14 protein-coding genes are annotated in these 17,897 nt (G+C 72.0%); 12 read left to right on the top strand and 2 right to left on the bottom strand.

The genetic code is table 11. The features are described from left to right. Positions 1–113: 113 nt before the first annotated feature. The gene (locus tag IE182_RS24635) at positions 114–1,004 is read left to right on the top strand and encodes a menaquinone biosynthetic enzyme MqnA/MqnD family protein (RefSeq protein WP_190112108.1); all 891 of its coding nucleotides are present in this window, start codon (positions 114–116) and stop codon (positions 1,002–1,004) included. A gap of 118 nt (positions 1,005–1,122) precedes the next feature. On the opposite strand, the gene IE182_RS24640 is transcribed toward IE182_RS24635, so the two are convergent. Then, positions 1,123–2,376: an alpha/beta hydrolase gene (locus IE182_RS24640; protein ID WP_229845078.1), complete on the bottom strand. Its 1,254-nt coding sequence runs from the start codon at positions 2,374–2,376 to the stop codon at positions 1,123–1,125. A 165-nt stretch (positions 2,377–2,541) separates the two neighbouring features. On the opposite strand from IE182_RS24640, the gene IE182_RS24645 reads away from it, so the two are divergent. The 7 genes from IE182_RS24645 (at position 2,542) to IE182_RS24675 (ending at position 12,907) form a co-directional block, all read left to right on the top strand. Next, positions 2,542–4,437, top strand: a complete 1,896-nt coding sequence (locus IE182_RS24645) for a serine/threonine-protein kinase (RefSeq protein ID WP_190112109.1) — start codon at positions 2,542–2,544, stop codon at positions 4,435–4,437. 104 nt (positions 4,438–4,541) lie between these two features. Next, positions 4,542–5,738 (top strand): cyclic dehypoxanthinyl futalosine synthase, encoded by a 1,197-nt coding sequence (gene mqnC / locus IE182_RS24650; protein WP_190112110.1) that lies wholly within the window; start codon positions 4,542–4,544, stop codon positions 5,736–5,738. Positions 5,739–5,766: 28 nt separating this feature from the next. Then, the gene (locus IE182_RS24655) at positions 5,767–6,330 is read left to right on the top strand and encodes a hypothetical protein (RefSeq protein WP_190112111.1); all 564 of its coding nucleotides are present in this window, start codon (positions 5,767–5,769) and stop codon (positions 6,328–6,330) included. Between the two features lie 90 nt (positions 6,331–6,420). Then, positions 6,421–7,038, top strand: a complete 618-nt coding sequence (locus IE182_RS24660; protein ID WP_229845079.1) for a Uma2 family endonuclease — start codon at positions 6,421–6,423, stop codon at positions 7,036–7,038. 368 nt (positions 7,039–7,406) lie between these two features. Next, positions 7,407–8,108, top strand: coding sequence for a demethylmenaquinone methyltransferase (locus IE182_RS24665; RefSeq protein WP_190112112.1), 702 nt, complete (start codon positions 7,407–7,409; stop codon positions 8,106–8,108). A gap of 159 nt (positions 8,109–8,267) precedes the next feature. Beyond that, positions 8,268–11,447, top strand: a complete 3,180-nt coding sequence (locus IE182_RS32540; protein ID WP_190112113.1) for a serine/threonine kinase C-terminal domain-containing protein — start codon at positions 8,268–8,270, stop codon at positions 11,445–11,447. A 176-nt stretch (positions 11,448–11,623) separates the two neighbouring features. Further along, complete coding sequence (locus IE182_RS24675; RefSeq protein ID WP_190112114.1) at positions 11,624–12,907, top strand: geranylgeranyl reductase family protein; 1,284 nt, start codon at positions 11,624–11,626, stop codon at positions 12,905–12,907. 441 nt (positions 12,908–13,348) lie between these two features. On the opposite strand, the gene IE182_RS24680 is transcribed toward IE182_RS24675, so the two are convergent. Next, entirely contained in the window at positions 13,349–14,152 is an 804-nt protein-coding gene (locus IE182_RS24680) for a C40 family peptidase (RefSeq protein WP_190112115.1), read from the bottom strand. A 747-nt stretch (positions 14,153–14,899) separates the two neighbouring features. Here IE182_RS24680 and IE182_RS24685 point away from each other — a divergent pair. The 4 genes from IE182_RS24685 to IE182_RS24700 are packed head-to-tail and all read left to right on the top strand — an operon-like array spanning position 14,900 to position 17,880. Continuing rightward, positions 14,900–15,259, top strand: a complete 360-nt coding sequence (locus IE182_RS24685) for an NADH-quinone oxidoreductase subunit A (protein ID WP_071964090.1) — start codon at positions 14,900–14,902, stop codon at positions 15,257–15,259. Between the two features lie 13 nt (positions 15,260–15,272). Then, positions 15,273–15,827, top strand: coding sequence for a NuoB/complex I 20 kDa subunit family protein (locus IE182_RS24690; RefSeq protein WP_190112116.1), 555 nt, complete (start codon positions 15,273–15,275; stop codon positions 15,825–15,827). Next, positions 15,824–16,540, top strand: coding sequence for an NADH-quinone oxidoreductase subunit C (locus IE182_RS24695; RefSeq protein WP_190112117.1), 717 nt, complete (start codon positions 15,824–15,826; stop codon positions 16,538–16,540). Before IE182_RS24690 ends, IE182_RS24695 begins: the two co-directional genes overlap by 4 nt. Continuing rightward, complete coding sequence (locus IE182_RS24700) at positions 16,540–17,880, top strand: NADH-quinone oxidoreductase subunit D (RefSeq protein WP_190112118.1); 1,341 nt, start codon at positions 16,540–16,542, stop codon at positions 17,878–17,880. Before IE182_RS24695 ends, IE182_RS24700 begins: the two co-directional genes overlap by 1 nt. The last annotated feature ends 17 nt before the right edge of the window (positions 17,881–17,897 follow it).

Raw genomic sequence — 17,897 nt, forward strand, 5'->3', positions numbered from 1 at the left:
TCACGCCCAGGGCGGGTTTTCCGGCCCTTCCCACGGGAAAAGATCGCTGGTCGGGCTCGAATCGGCGGGACCCCGGCCCAGCAGCCCCCGGACGCCGGGGCTAGCCTCCGGATGTGGACAATTCAGCCTCAGATGCAGCGATCGCCGTCGACGCGGCCCGGCGGTTCAGCTCCCGTCCCCGCGTCGGCCACATCCAGTTCCTCAACTGCCTGCCCCTCTACTGGGGTCTCGCCCGGACCGGCACGCTGCTCGATCTGGATCTGACCAAGGACACCCCCGAGAAGCTCAGCGAACAGCTGATCCGGGGAGAGCTCGACATCGCCCCCGTCACCCTCGTGGAGTTCCTCCGCAACGCCGACGACCTCGTCGCCCTGCCGGACATCGCCGTCGGCTGCGACGGCCCCGTCATGTCGTGCGTGATCGTCTCGCAGGTGCCGCTCGACCGGCTGGACGGGGCCAGGGTCGCGCTCGGCTCCACCTCGCGCACCTCGGTGCGGCTGGCGCAGCTGCTGCTCGCCGAGCGCTACGGAGTGACGCCGGACTACTACACCTGCCCGCCCGACCTCGGCGCGATGATGCAGGAGGCGGACGCGGCGGTGCTCATCGGCGACGCCGCCCTGCGGGCCTCGCTGCACGAGGCGCCCCGGCTCGGCCTGGAGGTCCACGACCTCGGGCAGATGTGGAAGGACTGGACGGGCCTGCCGTTCGTCTTCGCCGTGTGGGCGGCCCGCCGCGACTACCTGGCGCGCGAGCCGCACATCGTGGCCAAGGTGCACGAGGCGTTCCTGGCCTCCCGAGACGTGTCCCTGCAGGAGGTCACCAAGGTCGCCGAGCAGGCGGCCCGCTGGGAGGCGTTCGACGCCGGCCTGCTGGAGCGCTACTTCACCACCCTCGACTTCCGCTTCGGCCCGGACCAGCTGGCCGGCGTGGCCGAGTTCGCCCGGCGCACCGGCCCCACGACGGGCTTCCCCGCCGACGTGCACGTGGAACTGCTGAAGCCCTGACCCCTCCGGGGAGGGATCAGGGCTTCGTGCGTCCGGCAGGGCGGCGCCGGGCTCCCGTGGAACCACCGGGGTCCGGCGGACGGCCCCGCCGTCGGCCGCGTCAGGAGGCGGGCGGGCGTCAGGAGGAGGGCGTCGGGCCTTCCATGTGCTGGCTGATGTACTGGATCAGCCCCTCGCCCATGTTCGGCACGTAGGTCTTGGCATTGTGCTTGCCGCCGGGGATCTCCCGCAGCATCGTGTGCACCGGGCCCTTGCCGTACTGCGCCTGGAACTTCTTGACCTGGCTCATCACGATCGGCGGCTCGGCCGTGCCCACCTGGAAGGCGACGTAGACGTCCGGGCCCTTGGTGTCGATCAGCCGCTTGGCCAGCACCTCGGGGTTGTTCTCGGCCATCTCCTGCTCGTGCCCCTTCCACAGGGGGGAGTCCGGGACGATGTCCGGGCCGGAGGCGATCACGGCCTTGAACTTGTCCGGGTGCTTCAGCACGGCCTTGAAGCCCGCGAAGCCACCGGAGGAGGAACCCATGAAGCACCAGCCGTCACGCGACTTCAGGGTACGGAAGTTCTGCTTGACCAGGTCCGGCACGTCCTCCGTCAGCCAGGTGCCCATCTTGGCCTGGCCGGGGATGTCACTGCCGTCGTAGTAGTGCTTGTCGTCCGGGTTCAGCACCGGCATCGCCAGGATGAAGGGCAGGCTCTTGCCCTCCTGCGACCACTTGCTGATGCTCTGCTGGAGGCCGAGGTCGGTGCCCATCCAGTAGTTGTTCGGGTAGCCGGGGCCACCGGGCAGCGCGATCATGACCGGGAAGCCGCTCTTCGCGTACTTCGGGTCCTTGTACTGCTTGGGGGCCCAGACCCAGACCTTGCCCTTGAAGCCGGACTTCGGGCCCTCCAGGGTGACGACGCCGATCTCCGTGCCGTCGCCCAGCGTGTTCGCGTTCTTGAACGGGGCGGCCGGGCCCGTCGGCATCAGCGTCTTGGAGTCGCCGGACTTCTCGCCGCTCGTCCCGCCGGCCTGGCCGCCACCCTTGTTCTCGCCCTGGCCGAAGCTGACCGGGTCGCCCTTGGTGGAGAACGGACCGAACTCGAGGTACTTCATGACGCCGCCGGCGATCAGGCCCAGCACGGCTATGGACGCGACGATGATCGTCCACTTCTTGGCGCGGGAAGCGCGCTGCCGGCCCTGGGACTGGTACGACCCGTTGGGCGGGTAGTCGCCGTGGTCCCCGGGGTCGCCGTAGGCGCCGGGGCCGCCGAAGCCGCCACCGGGGTGGGACTGCTGCTGGTAGCCGGGCGGAGGCGGCGGGTAACCGCCGCTCTGCTGCCGGTATCCCCCGTTGGGCTGGTAGCCCCCGTTGGGTTGGTGCGTCATCGCGTCGCTCCGGATGATGCTGCTGCCCCGAAGGACATGACGGTTTGTTCCGTCCTAGTGGATGGGCAAATCAGGGTGCGGGGTTCCTGAGAGGCCCCGTGAATTGAGTCATAGGCTCGAATTCGGGGCCGGAAGGCCCCCTTCCAGGGGGAGGCGAAAGGCCCGATGCAGCCCTTGTCGGAGGAAGATCCGCAGGTCATAGGCGCGTACCGGCTGCTGGGCAGACTCGGTGCGGGTGGCATGGGCCGGGTGTACCTGGGGCGGAGCGCCGGCGGCCGTACCGTCGCCGTCAAGGCCGTACATCCGCATTTCGCCCTCGATGAGCAATTCCGTGCGCGCTTTCGCCGGGAGGTCGAATCGGCCCGGCGGGTCGGCGGGGCGTGGACCGCGCCCGTCCTGGACGCGGACCCCGAGGCGCGCGTGCCGTGGGTGGCGACGGGCTATGTGGCGGGCCCCTCGCTCACCCAGGCCGTCGCCGACGTGGGCCGGCTGCCGGAGCGGACGGTGCGGGCGCTGGGCGCGGGCCTCGCGGAGGCGCTGGCGGCGGTGCACGCGCTGGGGCTGGTGCACCGCGACGTGAAGCCGTCGAACGTGCTGCTGGCCCTCGACGGCCCCCGCCTGATCGACTTCGGCATCGCCCGGGCCACGGACGGCACCGCGTCCCTGACCTCCACCGGCGTCTCGATCGGCTCGCCGGGCTACATGGCGCCCGAGCAGATCCTGGGCCGGGACGTGACGGGCGCGGCGGACGTCTTCTCACTGGGCGCGGTCCTGACGTACGCGGCCACGGGCGAACCGCCCTTCACCGGGGACAGCTCGGCGGCCCTGCTCTACAAGGTCGTGCACGAGGAGCCGGTGCTGGGCCCGGGCCTGGCGGGCCCGCTGCGCGAGCTGGCCGCGGCCTGCCTGGCCAAGCCCCCGGCGGACCGCCCGTCCCCGGCGGAGGTGGCCCGCCGCCTCGCCGCGACGGAGGGCGCGGACGGCCTCGTACGCTCCGGCTGGCTGCCGGCGCCCCTGGTCGAGCGGGTCAGCCGGCAGGCGGTGGAGCTCTTGGACCTGGAGGCGAGCGGCCCGCCACTGACGCGGCCCGACGGGCCGGGGGCGGGGCCGGGGCCGGGGCGGTCGGCGCCGGGCTTCGGGCCTCTTCCGCAGGGGGCCGCCGCGGACTTCGTTCCGTCTTCGTCGGGGGACGACCCCGGCCGGGTGCCCGGGCAGGGGCGGGGGGCCGCCGCGGACTTCGTTCCGTCTCCGTCGGGGGGCGACCCCGGCCGGGTGCCCGGGCAGGGGCGGGGGGCCGCCGCGGAATTCGTATCGTCTCCGCCGGGGGCGGGCAGGGCGTCGGAGGGGCGTCCGGGGCGGCGGCCCGGGTGGTGGCGGAAGGCTGCCGGGGGTGGCGAGGGGGCGGTGCCCCCGGGGCCCGAGCCGGTTGCCACCGAACCCGACGGGAGGCGCGACGGCAGGCGCATCGCACTGTCCGTCGGCGCGTCGGCCGGCTCCGCCGGGCGCCGCGGCCGGCGCGTCGGCTGCACGCTCGTGCTGACCGTCGCGGGCACCCTGGCGGCCGCCACGACGGCGCTGTTCGTCTTCGACGTGCTGCCCGGCGGCGAGCGGGGCGCGCCCGAGGCGGGGAAACCGGCCGCGACCCCCTCGCCGCCCTCCACCGGCAGCACCGCCGCACCGAACCCGGGCCCGGGCGAGCCCCGTGCCACCGTCCCGCAGGCGTTCCTCGGCACCTGGACGGGCTCCGTCGTCCAGTCCGACGGCACCGCCAACGGCACGATGACGAGCACCGTCACCGCCGGCGGCAAGGACGCCTACGTCGTGCGCACGAGCTATTCGATCCTCGGCGTCATGGAGTGCCGCGCCAAGGCGAAGCTGCTCTCGGCCACCAGCAGCAGGATCACTCTGGAAGAGGTCACCGACGGTGAGAAGCAGGCCCTCTGCACGGGCGCGAAGGCGACCGTGACGTACACGCTCGCCCCGGGCGGCAAGCTCGCCTTCACCTCCGACGACCCCGGTGGCGGCCGGCCCACCGCGACCCTCACCAGGACCGGCGGCTGACCGTCCGGGCCCGAACGTCCGCTCCCCGGCCCGGTCTCCGGCCCGCCAAGAGCCCTCGCGTAGGCTGGGCCGGTATTCGCATACCCCCTCCGAAGGGACGCCCGGTGACCGAGAACGCCGACCTTCAGTTGGTCCTCGACCGTGCCGCAGCCGGTGGCCGGATCACCCCGGAGGAGGCGCTCGACCTCTACCGGTCCGCCCCGCTGCACGCCCTGGGCGCCGCCGCCGACGCCGCGCGCCGCAAGCGCTACGCCGGCACCGAGCACATCGCGACGTACATCATCGAGCGCAACATCAACTACACGAACTCGTGCGTCACGGCGTGCAAGTTCTGCGCCTTCTTCGCCCCGCCGAAGAGCGACAAGGTCTGGACCCGGCCGCTGGACGACATCCTGCGCCGCTGCGCGGAGACCGTCGAGCTGGGCGGCACGCAGATCATGTTCCAGGGCGGTCACCACCCCGAGTACGGCGTGGAGTACTACGAGGAGCACTTCTCGGCGATCAAGAAGGCGTTCCCGCAGCTCGTCATCCACTCCCTCGGTGCCTCCGAGGTCGAGCACATGTCGCGCATCTCGGGCGTCTCGGCCGAGGAGGCCATCCGCCGCATCCACGCCGCCGGCCTGGACTCCTTCGCCGGCGCCGGCGCCGAGCTGCTGCCGGAGCGGCCGCGCAAGGCCATCGCGCCGCTGAAGGAGTCCGGCGAGCGCTGGCTGGAGATCATGGAGCTCGCCCACACCCTGGGCGTCGAGTCGACCTCCACCATGCTGATGGGCACCGGCGAGACCAACGCCGAGCGCATCGAGCACCTGCGCATGATCCGTGACGTGCAGGACCGCACGGGCGGCTTCCGCGCCTTCATCCCGTACACCTACCAGCCGCAGAACAACGTGCTGAAGGGCCGGACGCAGGCCACCGTCTTCGAGTACCTGCGGATGATCGCCGTCGCCCGCCTGTTCCTCGACAACGTGGCCCACATCCAGGGCTCGTGGCTGACGGTCGGCAAGGAGGCGGGCCAGCTCTCGCTGCACTACGGCGCGGACGACCTGGGCTCGGTGATGCTGGAGGAGAACGTCGTCTCCTCGGCCGGCGCCCGGCACCGCTCCAACCGCATGGAGCTCATCGACCTCATCCGCAAGGCGGGCCGCGTCCCCGCGCAGCGCGCGACGACGTACGAGCACCTGCTGGTGCACGACGACCCGGCGAACGACCCGGTCGACGACCGCGTCGTCTCGCACCTGTCGTCGACCGCGATCGAGGGCGGCACGGCGCACCCGGAGCTGAAGATCGTCGAGGCGAGCTGACGGGCGGAACGGTCAGGACGGACGGACGATGTCCACGGTCCACCGCGTCCGTGCGGTCCGGCTGACGGAGGACGGCGAGCTCCTGTCGGCGCCCGGCGGCTACGCCGTCGCCGTTTCCGGCAGCCGCATCACGGCGATCGGTTCGTACGAGCAGGTGCGTGCGGCAGCCGGCGAGCACGCGCGCGTGCGCGAGTGGGACGGCGTCCTGACGCCGGGCCGGTACGAGCCGTCCGCCGCCGCGTACCTGGAGGCCGCGTACCACCCGGACCCCCGCGAGGCGGACGCCCTGGGCGCCGAGCCCCTGACCGGGGCGGCTCTCGCGGCACTGGAGATGACGGACACCCGCTGGGGCCACAGCGCCCGGCGCGGTGTGCAGCGGCTGCTGGCGGCGGGGACGACGGCCCTGTCCGGACCGTTCGCGCGGGCTGCGGTGCGGACGGCCGTCGCGCGGTCGGGCATCCGGGTGCTGCCGCCCGCGGCGCAGCCCGGGGCACTGACGGTGTCCGGGCCGGCCGACTTCGCGGTGTTCGCGGACGACGGCGGGGCGCTGGTGACGGTCCTCGACGGGCGCCTGGTGTTCAGGCGCCGCTGAGACGGCGGCGCGGGAGCCCGTTCATTACTTCGGGTGACGCTACCGTCGTATATGGGACCGCGATCCGCATCCGCGTCCACACTCGCGTCCATGGGAGCAGTGATGACTATCAGTCGGCCTGGAGTACCTGCCACGCCGGACAACTGGATGTTCCCGCCTGGCGATGGCTGGAGCTTCGACCAGGTGAAGGAACTGGAGCTGCCCTTCGACTGGGAACTCGTGGACGGAGCGATCGTGGTTCGGGGGCAGACGAAGCTGTGGCACGACGTCGTGCGGGACGGGCTGTCCCGTCGGCTCGCGGACGCGGCACCCGCACGGTACGGGGTCAATGTCGAGCGTTGCGTCATGCTGGCCGAAGATCATGTCCGAAAGCCCGACGTGACCGTGTTCGACGTGACTGGATTGGACCTTTTCTCCGCTGAGTGCACCCCTGTCGACAAGCTGAAGCTAGCGGTGGAAGTGGTTTCGAGGGGCTCCAGGAGCGATGACCGCATCCGCAAGCCTGTGCTGTACGCCGAAGCCGGGGTGCCCTGCTACTGGCGTATCGAGCTGGAGGAGGACCGGCGACTCGCCGTTCACGAGTTCTGGCTGCCGGTCGGGGAGCGGTCCTACATCCCCGCGCCCTTGCACCCTGTGCACCGGGAGAAGCTGGTCACGGACCTGCCGTTCCCTCTGGAGATCGATCTGACGGCACTGCTCCAGCTCTGAACGACGGCAGGATCGCCACCGTCAGTGATCCGTAAGGACCACATCGCCGCACGTCAGGACCCCATCAAGGGGAGCCGCCCCCACCCCTTCCACCCGGCAGGATGAACGACGCGGGGACGGCCGCTTCGGTCGTCCCGCGGTGCGAGGTGGAGGGCCCAGTCGTGCAGACGGGCCGCAGGGACGCGCACTGCCGGCAGGTAAGCCGTGTTGCCGAGGGGGCGACGGGCAGGGGGCCGGCAGTCCTCGGGGTGGGGGCCCACAGGAGCGAGCGCAGTCGGCACCGCAGGGCGACCGGTCCTTCCCGGGCGAGCCGTCCCCGTCCAAAGCCCCGCAGGGGAGCCGTGGGGACCGTGGTGAACAATGGGGTCGTGACCCGAGCATCCCTGGACAAGCAGCCGCATGAAGTCGCCGCGATGTTCGACGACGTGGCGGCGAAGTACGACCTGACCAACGACGTCATCTCGCTCGGCCAGGCCCGCCTGTGGCGCAAGGCCGTGGCGCAGGCCGTCGCCGCCCGCCCGGGACAGAAGGTCCTCGACCTCGCCGCCGGCACCGGCACCTCCTCGCTGCCCTTCGTCGCCGACGGCGCGTACGTCGTGCCGTGCGACTTCTCCCTCGGCATGCTGCGCGAGGGCAAGAAGCGCAACCCCTGGCTGCCGCTGACCGCCGGGGACGCCACGAAGCTGCCCTTCGCGGACGACGTGTTCGACGCCGTCACCATCTCCTTCGGGCTGCGCAACGTCCAGGAGACGGACACCGCGCTGCGCGAGCTGCTGCGCGTGACCAAGCCGGGCGGGCGCGTGGTGATCTGCGAGTTCAGCCAGCCCACGTGGGAGCCGTTCCGCACGGTCTACACCGAGTACCTGATGCGCGCCCTGCCGCCGATCGCCCGCACGGTCTGCAGCAGCCCGGACGCGTACGTCTACCTCGCCGAGTCGATCCGCGAGTGGCCCGACCAGCCTGCGCTCGCCGCCCGGCTGCAGCAGGCCGGCTGGTCGAAGGTCGCGTGGCGCAATCTGACGGGTGGCGTCGTCGCGCTGCACCGCGGCACCAAGCCGCTTAACGCCTGAATCCCGTAAATCCCGGACGGGGCGCGCTTATTGCGCGTCTCGCTGTTGTCATGGCCCGGCTCCCGGACATCGGTACGATCTTGGTTTTCCACAGCCCAGATCAAGCCGAGTTCCGGAGGCCCTATGCCCTCGTTCTGTCCCGCCTGTGGTTCCGAGTTCGTGCCTCAGGCGCGCTTCTGCATGAAGTGCGGCAAGGAGCGGCCGGAGGCGGAGGGGGCTGCCGCGGCGGCGACCGCGGGCGGTGCCGGTGCGGCCGCGTCCGCGGCGCCCGCGATGCCGTCCGCACCGCCGTCACGTCCGCCGGCCGTTCCGCCTGCCGTCGCTCCGCCCGGCGTTCACCCGGCGGCCGGGCCACCGGCTGCTCCGCCGCCGCCGTTCGCCCCGCCGGGGCCCGGGTACGCCCCCGGCCACGCCCCGTACGCCCCGCCCTCGCGCGGGACGCTGTTCCTGCGCCGGGCCTTCGGCGGCGACTGGGCGGGTTCGGCGAAGGCGGCGGCCTGGCCGACGGGTCTGCTGCTGGTCCTCGCGCTCGCGATATCGCTGCCGTCCCCCGACGGCTACGAGGAGGCCGGGCTCACCAACTGGTCCGACCGTTTCCAGGTCGTCATCGCCCTGCTGCTGCAGGGCCTGGGCGCGAGCCTGGACGTGGAGATGCGCAGTGGCGGCAGCCTGCTGTCGCTGTTCGTGCGGGGCAGCGGTTCGCTGTCCTTCTGGCCGCTGACCATCACCGCCCTGTGGGCGGGGGCCGTGGCCGTCGGCGCCCGGCGACTGCGCCGCTCGCGTCCCGCCGGTAGCGGCGGCGGCGCGGAGGCCACGCTGCGGATCGCGCTGCTGAACGCGGCGGTCGTGCTGGTCCTGGGCCTCTGCGGGCAGCCGGACCTCGACATGGTGACCGTCTCCACCACCCCTGTGCTTGCCGCCCTGTTCGCGGGCGCGCTGGCGGGTGCGGTGAGCGGCGCGGTGCTGTGCCGCGAGGAGGCGGCCGCGCGTCTGGGCGCCGGCGCACGGGTGGCCGTACGGGCGTGGGGCACCGCGCTGCGCGCCCTGGGGCTGTCGGTCGCGCTGTGCGGCCTGATCGTGTTCGTGGTCATCGCCGCGCACCCCGACGAGGCGGGCGACTGGGCATGGGCCGGGGCGCTGCCCTTCCTGATCAACCTCGGCCTCATGGCGCTCGGTCTGTCCTGGGGCGCGGGTGTGGAGGGCTCCAACACCGAGCAGGGCCGGCACAAGAGCGACACCCTGGGCCTCACCGAGCTCGGTGACATGGCGGGCGGCTGGGCCCAGGCCGGCGCCGTGCTGGTGGGCATCGCGTGCGCGGTGATCCTGGCCGTACTGGCCGCACGCCGCTCGGCGGACCGGGTGGAGCAGGCGCTGTCGGGCGTGTTCTTCCTGGCGACGCTGTGGCTGCTGTCGTTCTTCTCCGGCGGCGCGATGGAGATGACGAGCGGCACGTCGTTCTCGTACCGCTCGCGCGGCATGGAGGGCGAGGTCGCGACGAACGCGGGCGAACTCCTGCTGTTCGGCCTCCTGTGGACGGCAGGAGCGATCCTCCTGTCCGCCGCCCTTGGCCGCCCCCGCGGCACGGCTGTCCTGCCCCACCCGCCGATGCCGGCTGCGCCGGCGTCCGTACCGATGGCGCCGGGCACGGCGCCCGGCGCCGCCGCGTCGCCGGTGCCGGCCCGGCCGGCCGTACCGCCGGCCCACCCCGGGCCGGCTGCGCCGACCACCGCGCCCCTCCCCGCAGCCGTACCCCCGGTGGCTCCGGCCCCGCAGTCGGCGCCTGCTGCGCCGCCCGCGGGTGCGGTGAACGCAGCCGGCCAGCAGCCGGGCAGCGCCTCGGCCCCTGCCGGGGCGACCGCCCCCCAGTCGGCGCCTGCTGCGTCGCCCACGGGTGCGGTCAGTGCAGCCGGCCAGCAGCCGGGCGGTGCCTCGGCTCCCGCCGGGACGCCCGCCCTTGCCGGGACGCCCGCTCCGCAGTCGGTGCCTGCAGCGTCGCCCACGGGTGCGGTCAGTGCAGCCGGCCAGCAGTCCGGTGGCGCCTCGGCCCCCGCTGGGACGCCCGCCCTTGCCGGGGCGACCGCCCCCCAGTCGGCGCCCGCCGCGTCGCCCACGGGCGCGGTCAGTGCAGCCGGCCAGCAGTCCGGTGGCGCCTCGGCCCCCGCTGGGACGCCCGCCCAGCAGCCCGCCCTTGCCGGGGCGACCGGCCCGCAGTCGGCGCCTGCTGCGTCGCCCACGGGTGCGGTCAGTGCAGCCGGCCAGCAGTCCGGTGGCGCCTCGGCTCCCGCTGGGACGCCCGCCCAGCAGCCCGCCCCTGCCGGGGCCACCGCCCCGCAGCCCGCGCACGCCGCCTCCGCGGCGCCCGCTGCCTCCACCCCCTCCGCCCTCGACCCGGCGGCCGGTCGGCAGCTCGCCCCCGGGACCCTCGCGGGGACCGTTGCCGGGGCTCCCGCCGGGACCGCCCCCGGAACCCCCGCCGGGACCGCCCCCGGAACCCCCGCCGGGGCCTTCGGCCCCACTGCCTCCGCCTCCGCCCCCACCCCCACCCCCTCCGCCCTCGCCGGGGTCACCGCTCAGCAGCCGGTGCTGCCCCCGCAGGCCATCGGCGCCGCCGGGGCCGGGGCCGGTGCCGGAAAGCCGGTGCGGGCCGGGAGTCGGGTGTTGATGTGGGTGGCCATCGGGCTGGCGGCCTTTCTTGTCGGGGGCGTCGGTACCGCCGGAGTGATGCTCCTGCAGGAGCGCGACGCGAAGGACAGTGCCAAGGACCCGGCCGCCTCCGCCTCGCCGCAGGCCCCGCAGCAGGGGCCGGCGCCTTCGGGCGCCCCGTCGGGCTCCCCGGCTCCGTCCGCCTCCGCCTCCGCCGCCAGGCCCCGCCCGCCCCAGGGCGAGCCCCCCAAGGGCTACCAGCGGATGACCTCCCCCGAGGGCTTCTCCCTCGCCGTGCCCGAGTACTGGCAGCGCGAGAACCGCGGCAACAACCAGATCGACTACCACGGCCCCACCGGCCCCGGCCAGATCCGCATCGGCATCGGGCCGAGCGGCGGCAAGTCGTCGTACGACCACTTCCAGGAGATGGAGAAGCAGGTCTCCGCGCAGGAGGAGTACCGGCAGCTCAAGATGACGGCCAACACTTTCATGGGCCGTCCGGGCGCCCTGTGGGAGTGGACCTGGAAGGACAAGAACGGCGAGGTCATGCACGCCCTGAACCAGGCGTACGTGGACGAGAGCGGCAAGGAGTACGCGATCATGTTCTCCGAGCGCGAGCGCTTCTACCCGGAGGCCCGCAAGATCTTCGACACCGCCCTGCAGTTCTGGTGGGTCGGCCCGTACGACGTGCGCTGACCCCTCCGGCCGCGTACGGCAACGGGCCGGGCCGGGCCGGAGCAGCCGGCCGGCAGACGGCCGGCAGACGGGAACGGCAGACGGGAACGGACGGGAACGGCGGTCGCCGACCTTCCGTTCCCGTCCGGCTCATAGACTCGGCGGCGACCAGTCCCTCGCCGAACGGGAGAGCCGCCGTGACCGAGTCCCCTACCGAACACAGCGCTGATGTGATCGTCGTCGGGGCCGGCCCGTCCGGCTCGACGACCGCGTACTACCTGGCCAAGGCCGGCCTCGACGTCCTCCTCCTGGAGAAGACGGCCTTCCCGCGCGAGAAGGTGTGCGGCGACGGCCTCACCCCGCGCGCCACCAAGCAGCTCGTGGCCATGGGCATCGACGTCTCCGAGGAAGCCGGCTGGCTGCGCAACAAGGGCCTGCGCATCATCGGCGGCGGTGTCCGCCTGGAGCTCGACTGGCCGGAGCTGGCCTCCTTCCCGGACTACGGACTGGTCCGCAAGCGCGACGACTTCGACGAGCAGCTCGCCCAGCAGGCCGTGAAGGCCGGCGCCCGGCTGTACGAGCGCTGCAACGTCGGCGCCCCCGTCGTCGACGACCGCACCGGCCGCATCACCGGCGTCGAGGCGAAGCTGGGCGAGGAGAAGACCCCGGTCACGTTCCGCGCGCCGCTCGTCGTCGCCGCCGACGGCAACTCCTCCCGGCTCTCCCTCGGCATGGGCCTGCACCGCCGCGAGGACCGTCCGATGGGCGTGGCCGTCCGGACGTACTTCACCTCCCCGCGCCACGAGGACGACTACCTGGAGTCCTGGCTGGAGCTGTGGGACCGGCGCGGGCCCCAGGACCGGCTGCTCCCGGGCTACGGCTGGATCTTCGGCATGGGCGACGGCACGAGCAACGTCGGCCTCGGCGTCCTGAACACCTCCGCCTCCTTCAAGGAGCTGGACTGGCGGGAGATCCTCAAGGCGTGGTGCGCCTCGATGCCGGAGGACTGGGGCTACACCCCGGAGAACATGACCGGTCCCATCCGCGGTGCCGCCCTGCCCATGGCCTTCAACCGCCAGCCGCACTACACCCGCGGCCTGCTGCTGGTCGGTGACGCGGGCGGGCTCGTCAACCCGTTCAACGGCGAGGGGATCGCCTATGCGATGGAGTCCGGGCAGCTCGCCGCCGACGTGATCGTCCAGGCCCACGCCCGCGCCTCGCACGCCCAGCGGGAGCTGGCCCTCCAGCGCTACCCGAAGGTCCTCAAGGACACCTACGGCGGCTACTACACGCTCGGCCGGGCGTTCGTGAAGCTCATCGGCAACCCGAAGATCATGAAGCTGGCGGCCGACCGCGGGCTGACCCACCCGCTGCTGATGAAGTTCACGCTGAAGATGCTGGCCAACCTGACCGACCCGACGGGCGGCGACGCGATGGACCGCATCATCAACGGCCTGAGCAAGGTGGCGCCGCGCTCGTAGGGGTTCTTCGGGACCGAACGAAAGGATTCACCCTTTCGGGTAGCTTTCGCGTCGTTTCGGCGTGTTGGCTTTACGGAAGTAATGAGGGGAGTCCAGTTCCGTTTGGGTACGGAACGGGCTCGCGGTGAAGGACCTGTGAGGGCCCCGCACCCCGCCCGTCGCGCGAACGCCCCCGCGCGGCGGGCGGCCTCATGAGGGCGCGCACCGTCCCCCGCCTGCGCACTCGCGGCCCGGCCGGCCCGTGCGCGGCCCGACGGATTCGACCTCTGCCGAAGGGGTTTGCCCTGCCGCCCGGCCGCGCCCCAGACTCCACGTACCGGCACAGGGGGGACCGGGTGCCCGTGGACAACGGGGGTGGGCACCCGGCATGCCGAAGGGCCGCCGTCCCGAGCGGGGGGAACGGCGGCCCTTCCGTGTTCGTGTGCGCCGGGCGCACGCGCGTCACATGACGCGGACGGCACCCGTGGGCGGGGAGTAGCTCATGCTGCGCTCGACGATGCCCGTGCTCGGGTTCTGCGCGCCGATGAACTTGCCGCCGCCGATGTAGACGGCCACGTGGTACGCGCTGCCCGCGGAGCCCCAGTAGAGGATGTCCCCGACCTTGAGGTTGGAGGTCGACACCTGGGTGCCGGCGGTCGACTGGTCCTGCGAGACGCGCGGCAGGTCGATGCCGATCTGGCTGTAGGCCGCCATGACCAGGCCCGAGCAGTCGTAGGAGGACGGGCCGGTGGAGCCCATCACGTAGGCCTTGCCGACCTGGGCGCGCAGGAAGTTGACCAGCGCCGCGGAGCTGCCCGTGGCGGTGGAGGAGGACGAGGAGTCCGCGGTGGACTTCGTGCCCAGGGAGCCGCGCTCACTGTCGCGGGAGGCGCGGGCCTCGTCGGCCTCGCGCTTCTCCTTGGCCTTGCGCTCGGCCTCGGCCTTGCGCTCCGCCTCTTCCTTCGCCTTCTTGGCGTCGGCCTTGGCCTGGTCGAGGGCGTCCTCGACCTGTGCGCGGACCTGGTAGTCCACAGCGGTCTGCTGCGTGGCGACCGCGCTCTGCGCGATGGAGGCGGAGAGCTCCGCGTTGAACGCGGGCATCTCCGCAGTCGCCTCGGTGGGCTTCTCGGCGGTGGTGGCGGAAGCGGTGCCGGCCACGGCCAGGGTGCTGAGGACGCCACCGGCAACACCCGTGCGGACGACCCACGACTGGGTCGCGGGGCGACGGGGCTTCCGGTGGCTGGTTATGTGCGCGTTCGGGGACATGGACAACGGACTATCAGGCCGCGCAGGTTGAGTTCAAGATAAGTGACGTGCGTCACAATTGGCGTGGACGCGCCCAGAATCCGGGCCTCCGGGTCACGAGGGGGTCACGGCGCACGGTCCGGCCGCAAGGGCGATCAGGCGCCTCATCACGGCATTTGACGACCGTTCGGCTGCCGAGCGGACGTCTTATCACCTTTATGGTCCGCGCGTCGAGGCTACCCAGGAAAACCGGACCGCGAACCTCTCGGCGCGTGGCGGAACTCACGCAACGCCCGCCCCGCACGGGTCCGGACCCTCCCGCGGCCGGAGGTGCCCCGCGGGCGGCCGCCGCCCCAGGGAGAGGCCCCCCTTTATCAGTTGACGGATGATCACGCCAATTTGCCTGAACGCGCCATGGCTTGATAATGCCTCACCCGCTCCGGACCCCCTCCGACCAGCGTCCGAGCCTCGGAATGTCACCTCTAGTGATCACTCAACCGCTTCGCGTATGAAGATCACCGCTCATCCGACTTGATGATCGTTCGTCAGGTGGTGGAGATCACAAACGCGGTCGTGTTCGCCGTGTCGCAGATCACAGACCGACGGGCATAGGATGCAGTCGAACCGGGCTTGTGAACTGCCTCACATGCTGGTGATCTTCGCGCCACCCCGCGGAGCCGGCCGGCTCGCCGGCGAGGGGCGGTGGGCACGCCGCAGGGCCCGGTCAGCCAGCAGTCAGCGTCGACAGACTGGAAGGAGCGAGGAGCGGTGAACGCCTACGCGCCCATCCTCGTACTGGGAGCCCTCGGTGCAGGCTTCGCGATCTTTTCCGTGGTCATGGCATCGATCATCGGCCCCAAGCGGTACAACCGCGCCAAGCTCGAGGCGTACGAATGCGGCATCGAGCCGACCCCGCACCCGGCCGGTGGCGGTCGCTTCCCGATCAAGTACTACCTGACGGCGATGCTCTTCATCGTCTTCGACATCGAGATCGTCTTCCTCTACCCCTGGGCCGTCACCTTCGACTCCCTGGGGTTGTTCGGGCTCGTGGAGATGCTCCTCTTCGTGCTCACCGTTTTCGTCGCCTACGCCTACGTATGGCGTCGCGGCGGCCTGGAATGGGACTAGGGGGCGCGCCGACATGGGACTAGAGGAGAAGCTGCCCAGCGGCTTTCTGCTGACCACCGTCGAACAGGCCGCGGGATGGGTGCGCAAGGCGTCCGTCTTCCCGGCCACCTTCGGCCTCGCCTGCTGCGCCATCGAGATGATGACCACCGGCGCCGGCCGCTACGACCTCGCCCGCTTCGGCATGGAGGTCTTCCGCGGCTCGCCCCGCCAGGCCGATCTGATGATCGTCGCGGGCCGGGTCAGCCAGAAGATGGCGCCCGTGCTGCGGCAGGTCTACGACCAGATGCCGAACCCCAAGTGGGTGATCTCCATGGGCGTCTGCGCGTCCAGCGGCGGCATGTTCAACAACTACGCGATCGTGCAGGGCGTCGACCACATCGTGCCGGTCGACATCTACCTGCCCGGCTGTCCGCCCCGGCCCGAGATGCTCCTGGACGCGATCCTCAAGCTGCACAAGAAGATCCAGTCCGAGAAGCTCGGCGCCCACCGCGAGGAGGCCGAGCGCGAGGCGGAGCAGGCGGCGCTCAAGGCCCTGCCGCTGATCGACATGAAGGGGCTGCTCCGATGAGCGAGCACGAAGGCACCCCCGCCGATCAGGTCCCCGCCCAGCGGGAGGACTCCGGCGAGGTCATCGACGTCCGCCACGGCATGTTCGGCGCGAACAACGGCGGCGACACCAGCGGCTACGGCCGGCTCGTCCGCACCGTACGGCTGCCCGGCTCCACCGCCCGGCCGTACGGCGGCTGGTTCGACGAGGTGGCCGACGAGCTGGAGGGCGCCCTGGAGGAGCAGGGGCTGCTCCCGGAGAACGCGATCGAGAAGACCGTCGTGGACCGCGGCGAGCTCACCTTCCACATCGCCCGCGAGCACCTGCCGCTCGTCGCCCGCACCCTGCGCGACGACCCCGCGCTCCGCTTCGAGCTGTGCACGGGCGTGGACGGAGTGCACTTCCCCGGCGACAAGGGGCGCGAGCTGCACGCCGTCTACCACCTGCGCTCGATCACCCACAACCGGCTGATCAGGCTGGAGGTCGGCGTCCCCGACGCCGACCCGCACGTCCCGTCGATCGTCTCCGTCTACCCGACCAACGACTGGCACGAGCGGGAGACGTACGACTTCTTCGGCCTGGTCTTCGACGGCCACCCGGCGCTCACGCGGATCATGATGCCCGACGACTGGCAGGGCTTCCCGCAGCGCAAGGACTACCCCCTCGGCGGCATCCCCGTCGAGTACAAGGGCGCCCAGATCCCGGCTCCGGACCAGCGGAGGTCGTACAGCTGATGTCCACCCCCTCCACCCCGCACGAAGCCCCCGCCGGCCGCCGCGAGACCACCGAGGGCACCGTCTACACCGTCACCGGCGGCGACTGGGACGAGATCGCCTCGGCCGCCAAGCAGGCCGACGACGAGCGCATCGTCGTGAACATGGGCCCCCAGCACCCCTCCACCCACGGAGTGCTCCGGCTCATCCTGGAGATCGACGGCGAGACGGTCACCGAGGCCCGCTGCGGCATCGGCTACCTCCACACCGGCATCGAGAAGAACCTCGAATTCCGGAACTGGACGCAGGGCACCACGTTCGTGACGCGCATGGACTACCTGACGCCGTTCTTCAACGAGGCGGCGTACTGCCTCGGCGTCGAGAAGCTCCTGGGCATCGAGGAGCAGATCCCCGACCGCGCCACCGTCATCCGGGTCATGCTCATGGAGCTGAACCGAATCTCCTCCCACCTGGTGGCCATCGCCACCGGCGGCATGGAGCTCGGCGCCACCACGATCATGATCTACGGGTTCCGGGACCGCGAGCTCGTCCTCGACATCTTCGAGCTCGTCACCGGCCTGCGCATGAACCACGCCTACGTGCGCCCCGGCGGCCTCGCCCAGGACCTGCCGCCCGGCGCCGTGGACCAGGTGCGCGAGTTCGTGAAGAAGATGCGCCGCAACCTGCCGGAGTACGACAAGCTCGCCACCGGCAACCCCATCTTCAAGGGCCGCATGCAGGACGTCGGCTACCTCGACCTCGCGGGCTGCATGGCGCTCGGCGCCACCGGCCCCATCCTGCGCTCCGCCGGCCTCCCGCACGACCTGCGCAAGGCCCAGCCGTACTGCGGCTACGAGACCTACGACTTCGACGTCCCCACCGCCGACACCTGCGACGCCTACGGGCGCTTCCTGATCCGGCTGGAGGAGATGCGCCAGTCGCTGCGCATCGTCGAGCAGTGCCTGGACCGGCTCCAGCCGGGGCCCGTCATGGTCGCGGACAAGAAGATCGCCTGGCCCGCGCAGCTGGCGCTCGGCCCGGACGGCCTCGGCAACTCCCTCGACCACATCAAGAAGATCATGGGCACCTCGATGGAGGCCCTGATCCACCACTTCAAGCTGGTGACGGAGGGCTTCCGGGTGCCGCCGGGGCAGACGTACACGGCCGTGGAGTCCCCCAAGGGCGAGCTCGGCGTGCACGTGGTCAGCGACGGCGGCACCCGGCCCTACCGGGTCCACTTCCGCGACCCCTCCTTCACCAACCTCCAGGCCGTCGCGGCCATGTGCGAAGGCGGCCAGGTCGCCGACGTGATCGTGGCCGTGGCGTCCATCGACCCCGTGATGGGAGGCGTCGACCGGTGAGCGACGCACGCGCGGCC

The organism is Streptomyces cinnamoneus (assembly GCF_014650495.1).
Classification (GTDB): Bacteria; Actinomycetota; Actinomycetes; order Streptomycetales; family Streptomycetaceae; genus Streptomyces; species Streptomyces cinnamoneus.